The organism is Actinomycetota bacterium, assembly GCA_016700055.1.
GTDB lineage: Bacteria > Actinomycetota > Acidimicrobiia > Acidimicrobiales > Ilumatobacteraceae > Kalu-18.
In genome coordinates, this window is sequence record CP064997.1 from 655,925 (window position 1) to 677,334 (window position 21,410).

The 21,410-nt window shown below is 70.2% G+C and carries 18 protein-coding genes and 1 pseudogene; 13 read left to right on the forward strand and 6 right to left on the reverse strand.

Going from position 1 to position 21,410, the window contains the following annotated elements:
* Nucleotides 1-21 precede the first annotated feature (21 nt).
* Nucleotides 22-438, forward strand: coding sequence for a VOC family protein (locus IPM43_03215; protein QQS25405.1), 417 nt, complete (start codon nt 22-24; stop codon nt 436-438).
* 33 nt (nt 439-471) lie between these two features.
* Here the strand turns inward: IPM43_03215 and IPM43_03220 are convergent, their stop codons facing one another.
* Genes IPM43_03220 through modA form a run of 4 tightly spaced genes read right to left on the reverse strand, consistent with a single transcriptional unit; the run spans nt 472 to nt 3,716 of the window.
* A complete protein-coding gene (locus IPM43_03220; protein ID QQS25406.1) occupies nt 472-1,020 on the reverse strand; it encodes a PadR family transcriptional regulator in 549 nt (182 codons plus the stop codon).
* 28 nt (nt 1,021-1,048) lie between these two features.
* Nucleotides 1,049-2,143 carry an ABC transporter ATP-binding protein gene (locus tag IPM43_03225; GenBank protein ID QQS25407.1) on the reverse strand — a complete coding sequence of 365 codons (1,095 nt, stop codon included), beginning with the start codon at nt 2,141-2,143 and terminating at the stop codon, nt 1,049-1,051.
* Nucleotides 2,101-2,931 carry a molybdate ABC transporter permease subunit gene (gene modB / locus IPM43_03230; GenBank protein QQS25408.1) on the reverse strand — a complete coding sequence of 277 codons (831 nt, stop codon included), beginning with the start codon at nt 2,929-2,931 and terminating at the stop codon, nt 2,101-2,103. Before modB ends, IPM43_03225 begins: the two co-directional genes overlap by 43 nt.
* Nucleotides 2,928-3,716: a molybdate ABC transporter substrate-binding protein gene (gene modA / locus IPM43_03235; GenBank protein ID QQS25409.1), complete on the reverse strand. Its 789-nt coding sequence runs from the start codon at nt 3,714-3,716 to the stop codon at nt 2,928-2,930. The genes modB and modA overlap by 4 nt, the downstream gene beginning before the upstream one ends.
* A 142-nt stretch (nt 3,717-3,858) precedes the next feature.
* Between modA and IPM43_03240 the strand changes: the two genes are divergently transcribed.
* From IPM43_03240 to IPM43_03270, 7 genes and pseudogenes are all read left to right on the forward strand, one after another.
* On the forward strand, nt 3,859-4,854 hold the full coding sequence (locus IPM43_03240; protein ID QQS25410.1) for a hypothetical protein: 996 nt from the start codon (nt 3,859-3,861) through the stop codon (nt 4,852-4,854).
* A gap of 52 nt (nt 4,855-4,906) precedes the next feature.
* Entirely contained in the window at nt 4,907-6,727 is a 1,821-nt protein-coding gene (locus tag IPM43_03245; protein QQS25411.1) for an ABC transporter ATP-binding protein, read from the forward strand.
* Complete coding sequence (locus IPM43_03250) at nt 6,714-8,522, forward strand: ABC transporter ATP-binding protein (protein ID QQS25412.1); 1,809 nt, start codon at nt 6,714-6,716, stop codon at nt 8,520-8,522. Before IPM43_03245 ends, IPM43_03250 begins: the two co-directional genes overlap by 14 nt.
* Before the next feature lie 86 nt (nt 8,523-8,608).
* The gene (locus tag IPM43_03255; GenBank protein ID QQS25413.1) at nt 8,609-9,178 is read left to right on the forward strand and encodes a YceI family protein; all 570 of its coding nucleotides are present in this window, start codon (nt 8,609-8,611) and stop codon (nt 9,176-9,178) included.
* A 42-nt stretch (nt 9,179-9,220) separates the two neighbouring features.
* Nucleotides 9,221-10,003 (forward strand): 4,5-DOPA dioxygenase extradiol, encoded by a 783-nt coding sequence (gene ygiD / locus IPM43_03260; protein ID QQS26312.1) that lies wholly within the window; start codon nt 9,221-9,223, stop codon nt 10,001-10,003.
* A 52-nt stretch (nt 10,004-10,055) separates the two neighbouring features.
* Nucleotides 10,056-11,171, forward strand: a pseudogene (locus tag IPM43_03265) (carboxynorspermidine decarboxylase).
* Nucleotides 11,172-11,232: 61 nt separating this feature from the next.
* Nucleotides 11,233-12,579: a saccharopine dehydrogenase family protein gene (locus IPM43_03270; GenBank protein QQS26313.1), complete on the forward strand. Its 1,347-nt coding sequence runs from the start codon at nt 11,233-11,235 to the stop codon at nt 12,577-12,579.
* Here the strand turns inward: IPM43_03270 and IPM43_03275 are convergent.
* Nucleotides 12,521-13,105, reverse strand: coding sequence for a GNAT family N-acetyltransferase (locus IPM43_03275; GenBank protein QQS25414.1), 585 nt, complete (start codon nt 13,103-13,105; stop codon nt 12,521-12,523). The genes IPM43_03270 and IPM43_03275 overlap by 59 nt on opposite strands.
* Before the next feature lie 63 nt (nt 13,106-13,168).
* Here IPM43_03275 and IPM43_03280 point away from each other — a divergent pair, with 63 nt between their 5' ends.
* From IPM43_03280 to IPM43_03300, 5 genes are read left to right on the forward strand one after another with little or no spacing between them, the layout of a single operon-like run.
* A complete protein-coding gene (locus IPM43_03280; protein ID QQS25415.1) occupies nt 13,169-13,735 on the forward strand; it encodes a helix-turn-helix transcriptional regulator in 567 nt (188 codons plus the stop codon).
* Nucleotides 13,732-15,468 (forward strand): ABC transporter ATP-binding protein, encoded by a 1,737-nt coding sequence (locus IPM43_03285; protein QQS25416.1) that lies wholly within the window; start codon nt 13,732-13,734, stop codon nt 15,466-15,468. The genes IPM43_03280 and IPM43_03285 overlap by 4 nt, the downstream gene beginning before the upstream one ends.
* On the forward strand, nt 15,465-17,336 hold the full coding sequence (locus tag IPM43_03290; protein QQS25417.1) for an ABC transporter ATP-binding protein: 1,872 nt from the start codon (nt 15,465-15,467) through the stop codon (nt 17,334-17,336). Before IPM43_03285 ends, IPM43_03290 begins: the two co-directional genes overlap by 4 nt.
* Before the next feature lie 17 nt (nt 17,337-17,353).
* Nucleotides 17,354-18,562, forward strand: coding sequence for a tyrosine-protein phosphatase (locus IPM43_03295; protein QQS25418.1), 1,209 nt, complete (start codon nt 17,354-17,356; stop codon nt 18,560-18,562).
* Nucleotides 18,563-18,576: 14 nt separating this feature from the next.
* Nucleotides 18,577-20,292 (forward strand): NAD(P)/FAD-dependent oxidoreductase, encoded by a 1,716-nt coding sequence (locus IPM43_03300; protein QQS25419.1) that lies wholly within the window; start codon nt 18,577-18,579, stop codon nt 20,290-20,292.
* On the opposite strand, the gene IPM43_03305 is transcribed toward IPM43_03300, so the two are convergent.
* Nucleotides 20,249-21,376 (reverse strand): nitronate monooxygenase, encoded by a 1,128-nt coding sequence (locus tag IPM43_03305; GenBank protein ID QQS25420.1) that lies wholly within the window; start codon nt 21,374-21,376, stop codon nt 20,249-20,251. The genes IPM43_03300 and IPM43_03305 overlap by 44 nt on opposite strands.
* Between the last annotated feature and the right edge of the window lie 34 nt (nt 21,377-21,410).

The window sequence follows — 21,410 nt, forward strand, 5'->3', positions numbered from 1 at the left end:
TGGCGGCGCGAGACTCATTCGATGACACGCCTGAACCCGTATCTCTCGTTCCGCGACAGCGCCAGGGAGGCGATGGACTTCTACCACTCCGTCTTCGGCGGCGAGCTGACATTCGCCACGTACGCCGACTACCACGCCAGTGAGGATCCCACCGAACAGGACAAGGTGATGCACTCCCAACTCGTCAGCCCGAATGGGCTGACGCTGATGGCCGCCGACACGCCGAACAGCATGGAGCTCACGCCGGGCGACAACTGGGCCGTTTCGTTGAGCGGCGAGGACGAGGCCGAGTTGCGCGGCTACTGGGACAAGCTGTCCGCAGGCAGCGAGATGATCATGCCGCTCGAGCAGGCACCGTGGGGCGACACGTTCGGCATGTGCAAGGACCGCTTCGGCGTGAGCTGGATGGTGAACATCGCCGGAGCACCGCCGGCCTGACGCCTGCCCGCTTCGGCGGGAGCATCGTTCGAGCTACTCCTGCACGAGCAGCCGGTCGAGGAAGCGCAGCGCGGCAAGCGACGACTCACTGCGCCACAGGTCGACGACATCTGCGGCGCTCGCCGCATCGGCGCCGGCGTCTCCCTCGACGCGACTCGTCAGGGCGGCGGCAAGGTCTTCGATCAGCGCCCGCTGCCGTTCGAGCATCGTGGTGACGTCGACCTGGCACAGGTCGGCGATGACGAGTTTCAGCAACAGCTGGCTGCGCAGGTCGCGCAGGTGGGCGACGGGTGTGGCCAGCCATCGACGCAGCTGCGCCTTACCGGCGCCCGTCGGCGCGAGGATCGTGCGGTTGCCGCCGGCGATGCCGCGTTCCTCGCCTACGGCTCGGACCAGCCCGCGGGCGATGAGCTGGTCGAGCGCACGGTAGGTGAGCGCTCGGGAGAGCGACCACACCCTGCCCACGTCGCCTTCGGGCCGCAGCCGCGCGGCGATCGCGAAGCCATGGGACGCGCCCGTGCAGAGGATGCCGAGACACGCCCACTCCCCGAGCAACAGCCCGTCGACGTCTTGTCGTCCCACAGCACCATCGTTGCAGGACACCGCAGCCTCAGGCCGGGTAGACGTCGATCTCCGTGGCCTTGACGGCGGCGTACACGTCGTCACCGGCGCGCAGCACCAGTGCCTCGAGCGCGGCGTCGGTGATCTCCGCGATCAGCGGCACGGCGCCGCGGAGGTCGACGCGCACCCGCTCGCCCAGCCGGTCGACGTCGACGATGGTGACCGGCCAGACGTTGCGAGCGCTCGATTCAAGCGGACGGTCACGGGTCAGGACCACCGATTGCGGGCGGATCACGGCGTACGACGGGCCGGATCCGGCGTCGGCCAGGACCACCGTGGCGCCCGAGGCGGTGCGCAAAGCACGGTCGCGGACCTCGCCGGCGACGAGGTTGACGCCGACGAGATCGGCTACGTAGCGCGACCGCGGGTGGGCGGTGACCTCGGCCAAGGTGCCGGCCTGCACCACTCGACCGCCTTCGAGGATCGCCACCCGATCGGCGAGGGCATAAGCATCGACGGGATCGTGGGTGACGAGCAGGCGAATGCCGTCGAACGACGCGAGGTGCCGGCGCAGGTCCCGGCGGACCTCGGCCCGCGCCCCGACGTCGAGTGCGGCGAGCGGTTCGTCGAGCAGCAGCACCCGCGGCGAGGTGGCGAGGGCGCGGGCGAGCGCCGCCCGCTGCGCCTGCCCGCCCGACAGCGCGCGCGGCCGCTCGCTCGCGTATTCGCCGAGGCCGACCCGTTCGATCCACTCCCCCGCCACACGCCTTGCCTCGAGCTTCGGGGTGCGCCTGGCGCGCAACCCGTAGGCGACGTTCTCCAGCACGCTCATGTGCTCGAACAGCAGGTAGTCCTGGAACACCACGCCGATCGGCCGGTGCTCCGGCTCTACGAACACGGCTGCGGCGGGGTCGTCGACGACCAGCTCGTCGATCGTGATCCGGCCGGCGTCCACCGGGACCAGGCCCGCGATAGCGCGCAGCATGGTGCTCTTGCCGGCACCGTTCGGACCGAGCAGGGCGAGCAACTCGCCCGGCGCTACCGAGAGCTCCGCCTGAAGGTGCAGCGACCCGAGCTGTACGTCGACGTCGGCGTCGACGCTCACGTGGCCACCGGTTGCAGCGGGGCACGGTGCCCGAACCACCGGTCCCGCAGACCGACGAGCACCGCGAAGGAGACCGCGATCAGCACGAGCGCCAGCACGATCGCCTGCTCCGGGTTCGCCTCCAGCGAGAGGTAGACGGCGAGCGGCATCGTCTGGGTGGTGCCCGGGAAGTTCCCGGCGAACGTGATCGTCGCCCCGAACTCGCCGAGCGCCCGCGCCCACGACAGCACGGCCCCCGCGACCAGCGCGGGGCGGATCGCCGGCAAGGTCACCCGCCTGAACGTGTACCAGCCGGACGCGCCGAGCGTGCGCGACGCGTCTTCGAACCGATGGTCGAGCTGGTGCAGCGCGGACTCGACGGTGATCACGAGGAACGGCATCGCCACGAACGTCTGGGCGATCACCACCGCGGCCGTGGTGAACGGCAGGCTGACGCCGAACCACCGGTCGAGGTATTGCCCGACGAGGCCCCGTCGGCCGAGCGCGAAGAACAGCGCCACACCCCCGACCACCGGCGGCAGCACCATTGACAGCGTGCAGAGGGCGCGGATCGCGCGGCGCCCGGGCAGCCGCGACCGGGCGAGCACCCAGGCGAGCGGCACGCCGAACACCACCGACAAGCCGGTCGACCACAGCGAGCACACGAGCGACAGCCGCAGAGCCGTGAGCGCGGTGTCGTCGGTGAGGTAGTCCCAGGCGCGCGACCACGGAGCCCGCCACAACAGACCTGCCAGCGGGAGCGCGAAGAACGCGACCGCCACCGTGGCGACGACGACTACCGGAGCAGGCAAACCGTTCAGCCTGCCCCGGCGCCGTCGCGACGTCACGGCGAGAGGAACCCGTAGGAAGCGAGGATCTCCTGACCCGTGTCGGACATGACGAAGTCGACGAACGCCTGGGCCGCCTCCTGGTTGGCGGAGGCCGCCGTCACGACGATCGGATACTCGGCGACGACGTTGTGCTCCTCGGGGATCTCGACGCCATCGGCCTCGTCACCGGCGTTCAGCACGTCGGTGACGTAGACGATGCCGGCGTCGGCCTCGCCGAGGGTCACCTTCGACACCACGGCGCGAACGTTCTCCTCCAGCGACTTCGGCGTCACCGTCACGCCGGCGAGGTCGATGACCTGCTGCGCGTACCTGCCGCAGGGCACCTCTGGCGCGCAGCTGATCACGATCAGATCGGGGTTGGCCAGGTCGGCGACGCTGGTGATGCCCTTGGGATTCCCGGGCGCGACGATGATCTGCGCCCGGTTCGTGGCGAAGACCACCGGATCCGACGCGTTGTCGCCGGCCTCGGTCACCTTGTCCATGTTGTTCAAGTCTGCCGACGCGAACACGTCGGCTGGTGCACCCTCGCCGATCTGGGCCGCGAGCTCCGAGGATGCCGCGAAGCTGAACTCGGCCTTCGCGTCGGGGTTCGCCGCGGTGAACGCCTCGCCGATCTCGGTGAACGAGTCGGTCAGCGAAGCCGCGGCGAAGACGGTGAGGTCCCCCGAGACGGCGGCGCCGGGAGGGTCGGTGGAGGACGAGTCGTCGTCGCCACCGCAGGCGCCGAGCGTGAGGCCGAGCACGGCGATGCCGACGTACAGGAGCCGTGAAGTGGAGGTCATCCGTCCCAATTTAGTCACTACGTGACTAATCGCTGGCACGGAGCGACCCGTTGAGCAACCCGTCGCGCGGTCCTGGGTTACGCTCGCGCGCCAGGGAGGATGCGGTGCGAGCGGTCCGTAGCAGCGAACGCACCCGGCGGCGGTGACGGGGGGCGATGGACACCAGTCGGCCGAGGCCGGCGGTGCAGGCGCGACGGGGCCGCGAGTTCTCGGGAAGCGTCTCGACCCGGGCTGGGCGACGCTTGTCGCGGCGGCGCTGGCGCTGGTCGGAACCGTGGTGACGGTCGTGTTCCGCGGCGACTCGGAGAACGTCGTCACCCCCGCGGCCGGGCTGGGCGCCGTCTCGACGGAGCCGACCACCGGCACGACGGGGGCCGCGCCGACGACCGCCTCGCCGAGCACGTCCAGCCCGACGAGCACCTCCTCCGCCGAGGCGACCACGACGGCTGAGGCGACCACGACGACGGCACCGCTCGAGCCGGTGGTCCGCGTGGTGTCTCAACTGATCCCCGACGAGCGCGACCTCGCCCTGGCGGCGGCCGACGCAATTCTCGTCCTCGCCAGGCGGATGCCGCTGATCGTCGACGACGCGTTCGCCGACAACGACTATGCGTGGCCGCAGGGCACGCAGACGTTCAACGGCGGCATCGAGTGCTCGTGGACGCTGCTGCCCGGCGCATACCAGGGCTCGGTCGCCGCCCCCACCCCGAACTCGTGGTGCAGCAACGGGCTGGACAAGGTGGCCTTCGACTTCTTGCTCACCGCAGATCTGGCGCTGCGCGACTCCGTGGACAGCGAGATGGCTCTGCTGTTCCGCTTCGAGGACTTCCAGAACCACTACGCCCTCCGGATCAACCCCGGTCTGCAGCTGATGCGGGTTGCCCACGTCGCTCCCGCAGGTGAGGAGACGATCCTTCCCTGGACCGTCGTGCCCGAGCTCGCCCAGGCGGGTTCGAACGAGATCACCCTCCTGACCGCGCAGGGCACGATGGCGATCTACGTCAACGGGTTGCTGGCGGTGATGATCGACGACAGCGGCCGGCAGACCTCCCCTGGCATGATCCAGCTGCTCGTCCAGGTGAACACCGAGGGGGACGAGGCCCTCACCCTCACCCGATACGAGCTGCGCGGCCGCTGAACCGGGTTGAGTATCGTCGGCGGAGCCAGCCGGACGAAGGGGGTGCGGCGCAGTGCTGAAGCGCTTGCGAGCTCGGCAGGAGTGGGAGTTCTTCGCCGCGCTCGGCCGCGCCGACCGCAGGCTCGCCTCGGCATGGTGGTCCGTGCTCGCCTTGCGTGGCCTGCTACCAGCGGTGTTCGCCGTCGCCACCGGCTCTCTTGTCGGGGCCGTCGCCGACGGTGGCTCCCTCGCCGTCCCCCTCGCCGTGGTCGGGGTGGTGTTCGTCGCGCTCCAGGTGCTGAACCCGATCCACCTCGCGCTCGGCTACAACCTCGGCGACCGAACCGCCGCGTGGCTGTACGACGAGCTGACGACGGCGTGCGTCGAACCTCCCGGGATCGGCCACCTGGAGGACCCCGCGCTGCAGGGCGACCTCACCGTCGCCCGTGAGTTCGACCTGGGCATGACCGGCCCGCCGCTCTCCATCTCGATGGACTTCGTCGCCGGCGGGCTCGTCCAGCTGGTCGCCGGCATGGCATCGGCGATGGTGCTGTTCGGCTATGCGTGGTGGGCGCCGCCGGTGCTCGTCCTCGCCTGGGGCTGCACCCACTGGCTGTTGCGGGAGAGCGCCATCTGGCGTGACCGCAACACGGACGAGGTGCGCGGCGCCCAGCGCGACGCCGAGTACGCGTACCGCCTCGCCGTCGACCCTCCCGGCGCGAAGGAGCTGCGCCTCTTCGGTCTGGCCACCTGGACCCTCGATCGCTTCGTCGCCCGCCGCCGCCGGCTGCACGATCTGCAGTACGAGGCCACCCGCCTGCGCGAGCGGTCCGTCGGGTGGAGCGTGCTGATCGTCGTCGCCGCCAACGGGTTCGTGCTGTGGTCGATCGCCGAGGCCGCCGCCGACGGGCGCATCGATCTCGGGCGCACGGTCACGTTCGCCCAGGCGGCGGTCGGCGCGTCGGCGATCGCTTTCGGCGGGCTCAACTGGGCACTCGACGGCGCCGCCGCGCCCGTGGCCGCCGTCGCCCGGCTGGCTCCGGCGATGGCCGCGGTGGGCGCGATCTCCCCCGGTACCCGGCGCACTGCCGGCGCGCCGGCACCTGCGGTCACCTTGCGCGGGGTGTCGTTCGCCTACCCGGCGGCCGCCGACATCCCCGTGCTCGCCGACTTCGACCTCGCCATTCCAGCGGGCTCGTCGCTCGCCATCGTCGGCGTGAACGGCGCCGGGAAGACCACCATCGCCAAGCTGCTCTGCCGCCTGTACGACCCGCAGGCGGGCGTGATCGAGGTCGACGGGACCGACCTGCGTGAGCTCGACCTCGAAGACTGGCGGAGCAGGATCACCGCGGTCTTCCAGGACTTCATCCGCTTCGAGCTGCCCCTGCGCGACAACGTCGCACCCGGCGGCGCCCCCGACGAGGTGATCCTGGCCGCACTCGCCGACGCCGGCGCGGGCGAGCTGGCCGGCAGCCTCGACACGCCCCTCGCCAAGGGCTACCCGGGAGGCACCGACCTGTCGGGTGGGCAGTGGCAGCGGGTCGCGCTCGCCCGGGCGCTCTGCGCCGTGCGCCAGGGAGCCGGGCTGGTGCTGCTCGACGAGCCCACCGCCCACCTCGACGTGCGCGGCGAGGCCGAGATCTTCGGCCGCATCCTGGCCGCCACCCGCGGCCGGACCACGATCCTGGTGTCGCACCGGTTCTCCACGGTCCGCCAGGCCGATCGCATCTGCGTCGTCGAGCACGGCGCCGTCGCGGAGCTCGGCACCCACGACGAGCTGATCGCCGCAGGTGGTCGCTACCGCACGATGTTCGATCTCCAGGCGGAGCGCTTCGCCGTGGGCAGGCCCGTGTCGGACGACGACGAGGGGGTGCAGCTCGATGTCCTCTCGTGACACCCCGAGCGACGCCGACGACCTCCCGCCGGCACTCTCGTCGATGTGGCGCGTGTGCAAGCTCGGCTACCGCCATGAGCCGCGGCTGATGGGAGTGGCGCTCGCCCTCGCGTTGGCCTCGGCGCTGCCCGACGCGCTGATCGCGCTGTGGCTGCAATGGCTCGGCGACGGCGTGATCGACGGTGACCGCACGAAGGTGCGCATTGCGGCCGTGGCGATCGGGCTCTCCGCCGCCGCCACCTGGTTCCTGAGCGTCGTCGCCACCCGCGTGCAGCGGCGCTTCCGCGACCGGGTGACCATCGCGCTCGAAGCGCACGTCGCGGGTCTTCAGGCGACCGTGGTCACGATCGAGCACCAGGAGCGCCCCGAGCTGCTCGACCGGTTGTCGGTGCTGCGCGATCAGGTCTTCGTCCTCGACCACATGTACATGAGCGTCTTCGCGACGCTCGGCTGGATGCTGCGGCTGGCGGTGACCGTGGTGCTGCTCGCGTCGATCCACCCGGCGCTCGTGCTGCTCGTCGCGTTCGCCCTGCCCACGGTGGGGACGTCGAGCTGGCGGCCGGCGGTGGAACGCGCCGTCGAGGAGCGCGGCGCGCCGGCCAAGCGGCTGGCCACCCACCTCTTCACCACCGCCACCACCGCCCCGCCCGGCAAGGAGGTGCGCGTCACCGGCATCGGCGGGCGTCTGGCCGGCGAGCGGCGGTCGGCGTGGGAGCGCTGGTACGGCCCGGTGGCCTCGGCCCGCAACACGTCCGCGGTGTGGCACACCCTCGCCTGGGCGGTGTTCGGCGCCGGGTACGTCGGCGCGGTGGTGTTCGTCGCCGCCGGTATCGACGCCGGCCCGGGTGCGGTGCTGCTGCTGCTCGGTGCCGGGTTCCGGCTGTCGTCCTACATCGGCGCCACCGTCGGTGAGATCGGCTTCCTGCGCGGGATCTGGATGGACGGCTCGCGCCGCTTGGCCTGGCTGGAGGACTACGCCGCCGGCCGGCGACTCGGCGCCGACGCCGAGGTGCCGGACCGGATCGTGGACGGCATCTCGTTCGAGCACGTCTCGTTCGCGTATCCGGGCACGGACCGACTGGTGCTCGACGACGTGTCGCTCACCTTGCCGGCAGGCGCGGTGGTGGCCCTCGTCGGCGAGAACGGTGCCGGCAAGACGACGATGGTCAAGTTGCTCGCCAAGCTCTACGAACCGACCTCGGGACGGATCACCGTCGACGGCATCGCGCTCTCCCGGCTCCCCGCTGATGCCTGGCGGGCCCGGCTCGCCGGCGCGTTCCAGGACTTCTTCCGCTTCGAGCTACAGGCGATGCAGACGGTCGGTCTCGGCGACGTGGCGCGCATCGAGGACCGCGACGCCGTCGGCGCAGCCGTTCGGCGCGCGGGCGCCGAGGACGTCGTCGCGGGCTTGGGTCAGGGGCTCGACACCCAACTCGGGCCCACCTGGCCCGGCGGGGTCGACGTCAGCTTCGGACAGTGGCAGAAGCTCGCCCTCGGACGCGGCTTCATGCGGGAGGAGCCGCTGGTGCTGGTGCTCGACGAGCCGACGGCGTCGCTCGACGCCGAGACCGAACACGCGCTGTTCGAGCGGTACGCGGCAGGTGCACGTCAAGACACCGGCGCCGGCGGGATCACGATCCTCGTGTCACACCGCTTCTCGACGGTGAGGATGGCCGACCTGATCGTGCTCCTCGACGGAGCGCGCGTGGTCGAGGTCGGCTCCCACGACGAGCTGATGGCGCGACGCGGCCAGTACGCCGAGCTCTACGAGATCCAGGCGGCTGCCTACCGCTGATCGAACGATGTGGTTGATATGTCAATGATCTCTGCTATGATGTTGACAGATCAACCACCACCACACGAGGAACACCCAGGAGTCAGATGATGAGCACCACCGATGTCAGCACCGCCGTCGCCACCGGCACCTATGCGATCGACCCGACCCACAGCCGGATCGGCTTCGTCGCCCGCCACGCCATGGTCTCCAAGGTGCGCGGCTCGTTCGACGAGTTCGAGGGCGCCGGGCATTTCGACGCCGAGCAGCCGTCCAACTCGTCGCTCGCCGTCACGATCCAGACCACCAGCATCGACACCCGCAACGCCGACCGTGACGAGCACCTGCGCGGCAACGACTTCTTCGACATGGCCAACTACCCGACGATCCGGTTCGCGAGCACCGCGGTCGAGGCCGTCGACGCCGCCACGTTCCGGGTGACCGGCGACCTGACGATCAAGGCCACCACCAAGCCGGTGACGTTCGAGCTCGAGCTGACCGGCACCGCCGTCGACCCGTGGGGCAACACGCGCCTCGGCCTCGAGGGCGCCACGGTGGTCAGCCGCAAGGAGTGGGGGCTCACCTGGAACGCCGCGCTCGACGCCGGCGGCGTGCTCATCGGCGACAAGGTCACGCTCGAGTTCGAGGTCTCGGCGATCAAGACCTCCGACGCCTGACGCGCGGGAGCCGACTTGAGCGACACCTCCCCCGCCGTCGTCATGCCAGCGGTGTTCGTCGGGCACGGCAGCCCGACGAACACCCTGGAGCACAACCGCTACACGCAGAGCTGGCACGACTTCGGGCGCTCCGTGCCCGCCCCGCGAGCGATCCTCGCGGTGTCGGCGCACTGGTACGTCAACTCCACGGCGGTCACCGCGATGACCCGGCCGCGGACGATCCACGACTTCTACGGGTTCCCCGACGAGCTGTTCGCCTTCCAGTACCCCGCTCCGGGTGATCCGGAGCTGGCCGGCGAGATCGTCGAGCTCGTCAAGCCCAACTGGGTGGGCGAGGACCACGACAGCTGGGGTCTCGACCACGGCACGTGGTCCGTGCTCGCTCACATGTTCCCCGGAGCCGACGTGCCGGTGGTGCAGCTCTCCGTCGACGCGAGCAAGGACGCGGAGTACCACGTCCGCCTCGGCGCTGCTCTCGCCCCCCTGCGCGAGCGCGGCGTGCTCGTGATGGCGAGCGGCAACGTCGTGCACAACTTGCGCATGATCCGCTGGGACCAGCCGGACGCGGCGTTCGACTGGGCGCGGTCGTTCGACGAGCTGGCCAGCACGCTGATGGCCGATCGTCCCGGTGACATCGCCTCGCTCACCGACCACCCGAGCTACGCCCTCGCCGCACCGACGCCCGACCACCTGCTCCCCCTCTATTACGTCGCCGGGATGGCCGCCGCTGCCGGCGAGACCACCGAGGTGATGATCGGCGGCTACCAGATGGGCTCGCTGTCGATGACCAGCCACGTGCTGAACGGACCGCCGCACGCCGTGTGACCCCTGTCCGCCAACGGCGGACACGTGGGGAATCGCGCCGGGCGGTGCCACGATGTCGGCCGTGGATTTGCCGGCCACCCCCTAATACCTCGTCGACGAGGCCCGCCTCCTCGACAACCTGCTCGTCGTCGACCGCGTCCGCGAGCTCTGTGGGGCCAAGTCGGTACTCGCGTTGAAGTGCTTCTCCACGTGGTCCGTGTTCGGCCTCTTGCGTGAGCACCTCGACGGCAGCACGAGCAGCTCGCTCTACGAGGCGAGACTCGGCAACGAGGAGCTGGGCAAGGAGGTGCACGCCTACTGCGTGGCCTTCTCTCGCGACGAGGTGGCCGCGGTCGCCGAGTTCGCCGACAAGGTGATCTTCAACTCGGCGTCACAGCTCGACGCGCACCGCGACCTCGTCGAGCACCTCGACGTCGGCATCCGCGTGAACCCCGGCATCAGCCACTCGCACTTCGACCTCGCCGATCCGGCGCGGCGGTACTCCCGCCTCGGAGTCTGCGACGCGGCCGAGCTGGCCCGCGTGGCACCGCTGGTGAACGGCCTGATGTTCCACTTCAACTGCGAGAACGACGACGCCGCGAGCGTGTGCAGCTCGATCGAGTCGATCGGGGAGCGATTCGCCGAAGTGCTCGAAGCGGTGCAGTGGGTGAGCCTCGGCGGTGGCATCGCGTTCACGAATCCGGGCTACCCGTTGGAGCAGCTGTGCACGGCGTTGAAGTCGTTCGGCGAGCGCTTCGGCGTGCAGGTGTACCTGGAGCCCGGCGAGGCGGTGGTGACGTCGACCGCCGAACTGGTGACCACCGTGCTCGACGTGGTGCACAACGAGCTCGACATCGCCGTCGTCGACGCCTCGCTCGAGGCGCACATGCTCGACCACCTCATCTACCGCACGACGCCACGGATCGCGGCCCCGGCCGCGGGGCCTTACGCCACGATCATCGCCGGGCGCACGTGCCTCGCCGGTGACGTGTTCGGCGAGCACCGCCTGGCCAGGCGCCTCAGCGTGGGTGACGAGGTGCGCGTCGCCGACGCGGCCGGATACACGATGGTGAAGACCACCTGGTTCAACGGGTTGCCGATGCCGAGCATCGCCGTCCGCCGCCTCGACGGCACGATCGACGTGGTGCGCCGGTTCGGCTACGAGGACTTCAAGCGCAGCCTCTCGTGAAGCTCGTGACGGGAATCGTGGACGTGATCTCGAACGGAACCGTGAAGGGAAGGTGGACGCAATGCGACAGAACGTGCTGATCGTCGGTGCCGGCGGCGTCGCGCACGTCGCGGCCCACAAGGCAGCGATGGCCAACGACGTCCTCGGAGACATCTGCATCGCGTCACGCACCCTGGCCAAGTGCGACGACATCATCGAGAGCGTCCGGCGCCTCGGCCACGTCCGTGACGAGAGCAAGCGGCTGCACAGCCGCCGACTCGACGCGCTCGACGTCGCCGCGACGGCGGCGCTCATTCGCGAGACGCGGTCGGAGATCGTGGTCAACCTCGGATCGGCATTCGTCAACATGGCCGTGCTCGAGGCGTGCATCGAGACCGGCGCGGCCTACATCGACACCGCGATCCACGAGGACCCCGACAAGGTCTGCGAAGACCCGCCCTGGTACGCGAACTACGAGTGGAAGCGCAAGGACCGCTGCGCGGAGCGGGGCATCACGGCGATCCTCGGGGCGGGCTTCGACCCCGGCGTCGTCAACGCCTACTGCGCCCTCGCGGCCAAGCGCTACTTCGACACGATCGACACCATCGACATCCTCGACGTCAACGCCGGCAGCCACGGCAGGTACTTCGCGACGAACTTCGACCCGGAGATCAACTTCCGTGAGTTCGTGAAGGTGTGGACGTGGATCGACCGTGACTGGGTGGAGTACCCGACGCACGCCGTCAAGCGGGTGTGGGACTTTCCGGTGGTCGGCGAGCAGCCCGTCTACCTGAACGGCCACGACGAGCTGCACTCGCTGTACAAGAACGTCGACGCGAACAGCATCAGGTTCTGGATGGGCTTCGGCGACCACTACATCAACGTCTTCACCGTGCTGCGCACGCTGGGGCTGCTGTCACACCTGCCGGTGACGCTCAGCACCGGCCAAGAGGTGGTGCCGCTCAAGGTGGTGAAGGCGTTGCTCCCCGACCCGCAGACGCTCGCCCCCGGCTACACCGGCAAGACGTGCATCGGCAACGTGGTCAAGGGCGAGAAGGACGGCGCGCCGCGGGAGGTCTTCGTATACCAGGTCTCCGACCACGCGCAGGCGTACGCAGAGGTCGAGTCGCAGGGCATCAGCTACACCGCCGGCGTCCCTCCGGTGGCCGCGGCCATCCTGGTCGCGCAGGGCACGTGGGATGCGAAGACGATGGTCAACGTCGAAGAGCTCGACCCCGAGCCGTTCATCGACCTGCTCGACCGCATCGGCTTGCCGACCGAGGTGCTGGAGATCGAGCCCGACAGCGCGGCCTCGTTCGACGGCACGGTGCGCGACCTCGCGGACGAGCTCGAGCTGTCGACCGCGACCGTCACGGTCTCTGCGGCCGATCCGATGATCGCCGTTCGCCGCCCACGTGAGAAGGGGTGATCCGCCACGCGCAGTCGATGCCCATCTCGCCGGGAGCGTCGACGGGTTTAGGCGTCTCCGCCACGAGCGTGTAGCCGAGCGAGCGGGGCACTCCCCCACTGGCCACGTTCGCGCGGTCGTGGTGGATCTCGACCGCCTCGATCTCCGCCAGCGCCAGCGCGACGGAGGTGAGCGCACCGGAGACCTCGGTGGCGTAGCCACGCCTGACGTGGTCGGCGTGCACCCAGTAGCCGATCTCGAGCACGCCCGGCCCGCGGCGGTGGTGCAGGCCCGTGCCGCCGACCACGTCGCCGTCGCGGAAGATGCCGTACACGGCGTCGCCGCCGGCCTCACGGGACACCCGCCAGCCGGCGAACAGCGCCAGCCGGCGGTCACGGTCGAGCGGTTCGTCGCCCGCCCAGGGCATCCAGGGTCGGAGGTGGTCGAGGCTCTCGGTGATCGCGACCGCCAGCGCGTCGACGTCGTCGTCACGCCAGAGGCGCAGCACCAACCGCTCCGTCTCCACCACCTCTGGCAGCAGCGTCATCACCTCACAGTACTTGTCCTCCGATCGAGTGAGTGAGTGCTCACTCAGTTATCCTTCCGGCCGATGCCGTCGATCGCCCCACCCCACCGCCGGGCCGCGCCGCTGCCTCCGGAGGCGAGGCGGGCGGCGATCATCGACGCCGTCTTGCCGCTGCTCGTCACGCACGGCGAGTCCGTCACCACCCGCCAGCTCGCCCAGGCGGCCGGCATCGCCGAGGGCACCATCTTCAACGTCTTCGCCGACAAGGACGAGCTGCTCGCCGCAGCGGTGGCCAAAGCGCTCGACCCCGAGCCGTTCGAGCTCGCCATCGGCGCCATCTCCACCTCGGCCCCGTTCGAGCAGCGTCTGACAGAGGCGACGCTGCTGCTCCAACACCGCATCGTCGACATCTGGCGCCTGGTTTCGAGCATCGGGAGACGAGAGCAGATCGAAGGCCCCCTCCCCGACAGCCCCGCTCTCACCGAGCTGTTCGTCTCGGTCCGCCGGCACCTCAGCGTCGAACCCGGCGAAGCTGCCCGGCTGCTGCGGGCCCTGACCCTGTCGCTGACCCATCCGATGCTCGCCGCCTCGCCGGCTCCGGCGGCACGGATCGTCGACGTGTTCCTCCACGGCGTGGGGAGGCGGAGATGAGCCTGCGCCAGCTGCTGCGGAGCCACCTCGGCCCGTACCGCGCCGTGCTGCTCGCGGTGGTCGTGCTGCAGGCGATCCAGACCACCGCCACGCTGATCCTGCCGTCGCTCAACGCCGACATCATCGACAAGGGCGTGCTCACCGGGGACAACGGCTACATCTGGCGGGTGGGCGGAGTCATGCTCGCGATCTCGCTGGTGCAGGTCGTCTTCGCGGCGTGGGCCGTCTGGTACGGCGCGCGTGCGGCGATGGGGTTCGGCCGCGACGTGAGGCGTGACCTCTTCCACCAGGTGACCAGCTACTCCGCCCGCGAGGTGGGCACCTTCGGCGCACCCTCGTTGATCACGCGCATCACGAACGACGTGCAACAGGTGCAGACACTCGTGGTGATGGCGACGACGATGATGATCGCCGCACCGCTGACGATGGTCATCGGCATGGTGCTGGCCATCCGTGAGGACGCCGGCCTCTCCGTGGTGCTGGCCATCGCCATACCCGCCGCGGTGCTCATCCTCGGCATCGTCATCGTGCAGATGGTGCCGGCGTTCCGGCTGATGCAGGTGCGCATCGACCGGGTGAACGCGGTGCTGCGCGAGCAGATCACCGGCATCAGGGTGGTGCGGGCGTTCGTGCGTGAACCGGAAGAGGCGAAGCGCTTCGCCGGCGCCAACGCCGAGCTCACCGAGGTGTCGCTGCGCGCCGGGCGGCTGATGTCGCTCATGTTCCCCACCGTCGGGCTGGTGATGAACATGTCCAGCCTGGCCGTGATCTGGGTCGGCGCCGACCGCATCGGCAACGGCAGCATGCAGATCGGATCCCTGGTCGCCTACCTCACCTACGTCGTGCAGATCCTGATGGCGGTCGTGATGGTGACGCTGATGGTGTCGTGGATCCCCCGCGCCGGCGTCGCCGCCGAGCGGATCGTCGAGGTGCTCGACACCGAGTCGTCGGTGCGTGCCCCCGCGAACCCGGTCACCGCCGTGGCCGAGCGGGGCACCGTCGAGTTCCGCGACGTCGGGTTCTCGTACCCCGGCGCCGAGCACCCCGTGCTCAGCCATGTCTCGTTCCGCGTCCACACCGGCCAGACGACGGCGATCATCGGCAGCACAGGCGCCGGGAAGACGACGATCGCGAACCTGATCGTGCGCCTGTTCGACGCCACCGAAGGCGCCGTACTGGTGAACGGCGTCGACGTGCGTGAGCTCGACCCGACGCTGCTCTGGGGCAACGTCGGCTACGTGCCCCAGAAGGCCTACCTGTTCTCGGGGACGGTCGCCACCAACCTGCGCTTCGGGCGACCCGACGCCACCGATGCCCAGTTGTGGGAGGCGCTCGACATCGCCCAGGCGTCGGGGTTCGTGCGCGCAATGCCCGACGGCCTCGACAGCGAGATCACCCAGGGCGGCGGCAACGTGTCGGGCGGGCAGCGCCAACGCCTGTCGATCGCGCGCGCGCTGGTGGTGCGACCCGACATCTACGTGTTCGACGACTCGTTCTCGGCGCTCGACCTGGCCACCGACGCCCGGCTACGCGCCGCTCTTGCGCCGCACACCGCCGAAGCCGCGGTGGTCGTCGTCGCGCAGCGGGTGTCCACGATCCGCGACGCCGACCAGATCGTGGTGCTGGAGGACGGCGAGGTGATCGGCATCGGTACCCACGACGACCTGGTGCGTACGTGCCCGACCTACGCCGAGATCGTCGAATCGCAGTACGGCGAGGGGTCGGCGGCATGAGCGACACGTCCGCACCCGACGGCGACCGCGAACTGCTCGCCACGAAGGGCACCGAGGCTCGCCGGGCGTCGTTCGGCCCCGCCGGTGGCGTCGGCATGCCCGTGGAGCGCAGCGACAACTTCCTCACCACGGTGAAGCGGCTCGGGGAGATCCTCGGCACCGAGACCCGCCGACTCGTCGTCGTGCTCGTGCTGACCGTCGGCAGCGTCACGCTCGCCGTGTTCGGGCCGCGCCTGCTCGGCCAGGCGACCGACATCATCGTGCGCGGTGTGATCGGCGGAGGGATCGACTTCGGCGCCCTGCACCGCCGGCTGGTGCTCATCGGCGCGCTGTACCTGGGGGCCTGGGCGCTCGCCGCGTCGCAGGCGTACATCCTGGCCGGGGTGGTCCAACGGTCGATGTACGCGCTGCGCGAGGCGGTCGAGGCGAAGATCAACCGGCTGCCCCTCGCGTACATCGACCGCCTGGCGCGCGGCGACCTGCTCAGCCGGGTCACGAACGACATCGACAACCTCGCCCAGAGCCTCCAGCAGACGGTGAGCCAGATCCTCACCTCGTTGCTCACGCTCGTCGGGGTGTCGGTGATGATGTTCACGATCTCCCCCCTGCTGGCCGTCGTCGCGCTGATCACGGCGCCACTCGCGGTGTGGCTGATGAAGGCGATCGGAACGAGGGCGCGTCCCCACTTCTTGTCGCAGTGGAGGTACACCGGCAACGTCAATGCCCAAGCGGAGGAGGTCTTCACCGGCCATGCCGTGGTGAAGAGCTTCGGGCGCCAGCACGAGATGGAGGCCGCGTTCGGGGCGGAGAACGACGCGCTCCACAAGTCGAGCTTCTCCGCCCAGTTCATGTCCGGGCTCATCCAGCCGGCGATGATCTTCGTCGGGAACATCCAGTTCGTGCTGATCGCCGTCGTCGGCGGCCTGCGCATCTCGGCGGGCGCGCTGAGCGTCGGCGACATGCAGGCGATGATCCAGTACACCCGCCAGTTCTCCCAGCCCCTCGCCCACATCGCCACGATGGCAGCCACGTTCCAGTCCGGCATCGCCTCCCTGGAGCGCGTGCTCGAACTGCTCGACGCGCAGGAGCAGTCGCCGGAGCCGGCGGTCACGCCGGTGTCGCCACCGGTGCGCGGGCAGGTGGTGTTCGACGACGTCCACTTCTCGTACACGCCCGACAAGCCGCTGATCACCGGCCTCGACGTGGTCGCCGAGCCCGGCCAGACGATCGCCATCGTCGGTCCGACGGGCGCCGGTAAGACCACCCTCGTCAACCTGTTGATGCGCTTCTACGAGCTCGACGCGGGCACGATCAGCCTCGACGGGCGCGACATCGCCACGATGCGCCGCGACGAGCTGCGCTCCGAGATCGGCATGGTGCTGCAGGACACGTGGTTGTTCGGCGGCACGATCCGCGACAACCTCGCCTACGGCAAGCCGTCGGCCTCCGAGGAAGAGATCCGTGCCGCCGCCCGGGTGGCCTACGTCGACCGCTTCGTCCACTCGCTGCCCGACGGCTACGACACGGTGATCAACGAGGAGGGCGACAACATCTCTGCCGGCCAGAAGCAGCTGATCACCATCGCCCGCGCGTTCTTGGCCGATCCGTCGATCCTCATCCTCGACGAGGCGACGAGCTCGGTCGACACCCGCACCGAGGTGTTGATCCAGCGAGCGATGGCCGCGTTGCGAGCGCGCCGCACGAGCTTCGTGATCGCCCACCGGTTGTCCACGATCCGCGGCGCCGACGTGATCCTCGTGATGGACAACGGCCGCATCGTCGAGCAGGGCTCCCACGACGAGCTGATCGCCGCCGACGGCGCCTATGCCCACCTCTACCACGCTCAGTTCGCCGGGCAGAGCACCTGAGCCTGTACGTTCCGCGCATGAGCCGGAGGGTCGCCCGCACGCGCATGCTGGCCGTCTCGCTCGCCGTCGTGCTTGCCGCCGGAGGCTGCGGCGGCGACGACGAAGGCGCGCCCGACACCGACGCCCCCTCGTCCACCGACGCCACGAAACCGCCGGACACCGCTGCACCGAGCACCGAAGCACCCAGCACCGAAGCACCCGCGGCTGCGCTCGCGGCAGAGCTCGTCGTCGACCCGTCGGTGACGCGTGACGAATCGGGCCGGCTGGTGCTGCAGTGGAGCGCTGCACCGGGGAGCTCGGTCGACGAGATCACGTGGGGCACCGACCCCGACGACATCGCCGATCCGCTCGACGTCGAGCTGACGCCCGACACCACCGAGGTCGTCGTCGACGACCCCGCTCCTGGCCAGCGCGTGTACTTCTCGCTCGCCAGCAGCGAAGGCCCGGCGCGCACGGTCGCCGAACGGCGCGTCCCCCTCGTCGGAGCGCCGAACTTTCGCGACCTCGGCGGCTACGTCACCGAAGACGGGCGAACCGTGCGCTGGGGGCAGATCTTCCGCTCCGGCGAGCTGTCCGAGCTGACCGACGCCGATGCCGCGATGGTCGACCTGCTGGGGATCAGGTTGGTGTGCGACCTGCGCTCGCCGGCCGAGATCGCCGAGGACGTCGACCGTGTTCCTACCGGCGCCGAGGTGGCCACGATCAGCATCTTCAGCGAGGGCACCGACGCGGTCGTCATTCGCGAGGCCGTGATCGCCGGTGACGTGTCGATGCTCGGCGCCCCGGGCGAGCTGCTCACCGAGGCAGGTCGCGGCTTCGTCACCGACAAGGCGCCCGAGTACACCCAACTGATGCAACGGTTGATGGACCCCGCCAACCATCCGACGAACCTCCACTGCACAGCGGGCAAGGACCGCGCCGGACTCGGCTCGGCACTGGTGCTGCTCACGCTCGGCGTACCCGAGGAGACGGTGATGAAGGACTACCTGCTCTCGAACGAGTTCCTCGCGGCGAAGAACGCCGAGACGATGGAGTCGCTCGCCGCGATCCTCGATCCGAGCGGGCTGGAGGTGGTCCAGTCGCTGATCGAGGTGCGCCCGGAGTACCTGCAGGCCTCGTTCGACGCGATGAAGGACACGTTCGGCTCCATCGACGCCTACCTCGAAGAGGGCTTGGGGATCACGCCCGAGGCGCGGGCCGAGTTCCAGCAGCTGATGCTCGAGTAGCGAGGGATTCACAAGTGGCCGACACACAGCACGCCGACGTCGTAGTCATCGGCTCGGGCCTCGGAGGACTGACCACGGCCGCCTACCTGGCCGCCGCGGGCAAGCGAGTCGTCGTCCTCGAACAGCACGACCTCGCCGGGGGCAACAGCCAGGTGTTCCGCCGCCGCGGGTACGAGTTCGACGTCGGGCTCCACTATCTGGGCGACTGCACTCCGTCGGGCACGATCCCGACGGTCCTCGCCGGTCTCGGCATCGCCGACCGGGTGACGTTCCGCGAGCTCGACCCGGCCGGGTTCGACACGCTCGTCTTCCCCACCTTCACGTTCAAGGTGCCGAAGGGTTGGGACGCATACCGCGCGGCGTTCGCGGAGCGCTTCCCGGAAGAGGTCGCCGGCTTCGACCGCTACGGCGACGTCATGCGCCGGATCGGGGCGGAGTTCGCCTCCCTGCTCATCGGCGGGCCGACGCCGACGATCGACGCCCACGCCGACATGACACTCGCCGACATGTTCGACGAGTGCGGGTTCAGCACCGCCGCCCGCGCGGTGCTCGGCCATCTGTCGGGCACGTACGGCGCAGGACCGTCACAGGCCTCGGTGGTCATCCACGCGCTGCTCATCACCCACTACGTCGCCGGTGCGTACTACCCAGAAGGCGGCGGCCAGGTGCTTGCCGCCCGACTGGTCGAGGTGATCGAGGGCCTCGGCGGCGAGGTGCGCACCTTGACCCGGGTGGAGCAGATCCTCGTCGAGGACGGCCGCGTGGTCGGCGTGCGCACGAGCGGGGTGCACAGCGACACCGAGCAGGTGATCGCGGCGCCGGTGGTCGTATCGAACGCCGACATGCGCCGCACGCTGCTCGAGCTCGTCGGCGCGCGCCACCTGTCCGGCGACACCGCCGGACAGGCCGAGCGCGCGGAGATGAGCCTCGGCCTGGTGTGCGTGTACGTGGTCGTCGACGTGGATCTCGCCGACCGCATCCCGAACACGAACTACCTCCTGTTCCGAGGCGACGACATGGACGGCTGGTACGCCGAGCTGGAGTCGGGCCACCAGCCGGCGGACATCCCGTTCACCTACCTGTCGTTCGCCAGCCTGAAGGATCCCGGGAACCCCAACCTCTGCCCGCCGGGGCACACGAACTTCCAGATCATGACGCTCGCCCCGCGCGGCTACGGCGCGTTCGGAGTGGGCGAGGGACCCGCGCACGGAGCCCGCTACCGGCGGGGCGAGGCGTACCGGGCGAGCAAGCAGTGGTACACCGAGCGCCTGCTCGACAACGCCGAACAGGTGCTCGGCCCGCTGCGCGAGCACATCGTGCACGTGGAGTGCGCGACGCCGGTGACCCAGGAGCGCTACACGCTGTCCACCGCGGGCACCTCGTACGGGCTCGCGCACACTCCGGCCCAGTCGGCCCGCCGGCGGCCCGGGTTCCGCACCGAGATCGACGGGCTGTTCCTGGTCGGGGCGAGCACGATCGCCCTGCACGGGATCGCCGGGGTGATGGTCGGCGGGGTGGCGTGCGCTGGTGAGGTGCTCGGCAGGCCGCTCCTCGCCGAGGTCTTCCTCGGCACGCGGATGATCGACACCGACCGCTTGCCACCGTTCGACCCCGCCACCGACCCGGTGGACGTCTGCCGCGGCGCCGCGCTGCGCGAGCGCCGCGCGTCGGGGGCCTCGGACGGCGTCAGTCCTCGAGGAGACCGTCGAGGCGCTGCACCGCGTCGATGAACTCGTCGACCATGTCGAGCACCACCTGCCGGGCCGGCTGCACCTTGTTCATCTGACCGACGACCTGGCCGACGAAGTACACGGCCAGCTGTTCGGCCCCGCTCCCCGGACGGGAGGCAGCACGGGCGATGCGGCTCTGGGCCTCGGCGACGAGCATGCTCTGCAGCGGCATCGGCAGGGGCGGCGGGGCGCCCGGCTTGTCCCACTCGTCGGTCCACGCGGTGCGCAGCATGCGGGCCGGCTTGCCGGTGAGCGAGCGCGAGCGGATGGTGTCACGGGAGGTGGCCGCGACGTACTTCTGCTTCACCACCGGGTGCGTCTCGGCCTCGTCGGTGGTGAGCCACACCGAGCCGCACCACACACCGGCTGCACCGAGCGCGAGTGCCGCCGCCACCTGGCGTCCGCGCGCGATGCCCCCGGCGGCGAGAACGGGGGTCGGCGCGACGGCGTCGACCACCTCGGGCACCAGCACCATGGTCGCGATCTCGCCGGTGTGCCCCCCGGCCTCTGTCCCCTGGGCGATGACGATGTCGGCACCCGCCGCCTGGTGGCGCACGGCATGGACGACGGTTCCGGCGAGCGCGGCCACCGGCACCCCGGCCGCCCGGCAGCGCTCCACCACGGGCGCGGGCGGCGCGCCGAGGGCGCTCGCGAACAGCCCGATGCGGTGGGCGAACGCGACGTCGAGCAGCGGCTCGTAGCCCTTCGGGTCGACTTGCATCCCGCCGACGCCGCGACGCTCGTCGTCGTCGGGCAGCGCAGGCACGTCGTAGCGGGCGAGGATGTCGTCGACGAACGCCTGCTGCTCGGGTGGAAGCAGGCTCGCGAGCGTCGAGCGGTCGAGGCCGCCGGCATCGGAGCCCTCGTACTTCTGCGGCAGCAGCAGGTCGACCCCGTAGGGCTTGCCCTTCGTCTGCTCCTCGATCCAGGTCAGGTCGATGTCGAGCTGTTCGGGGGTGTGGGCGACGCCGCCGAGCACGCCGAACCCACCGGCGTTCGTGACGGCGGCCACCACGTCTCGGCAATGGCTGAAGGCGAGGATCGGGAACTCGACGCCGAGCAGGTCGCTCACGGGGGTGCGCATCGCACGACGGTACCGCGACCGGTGTAGTTAGATG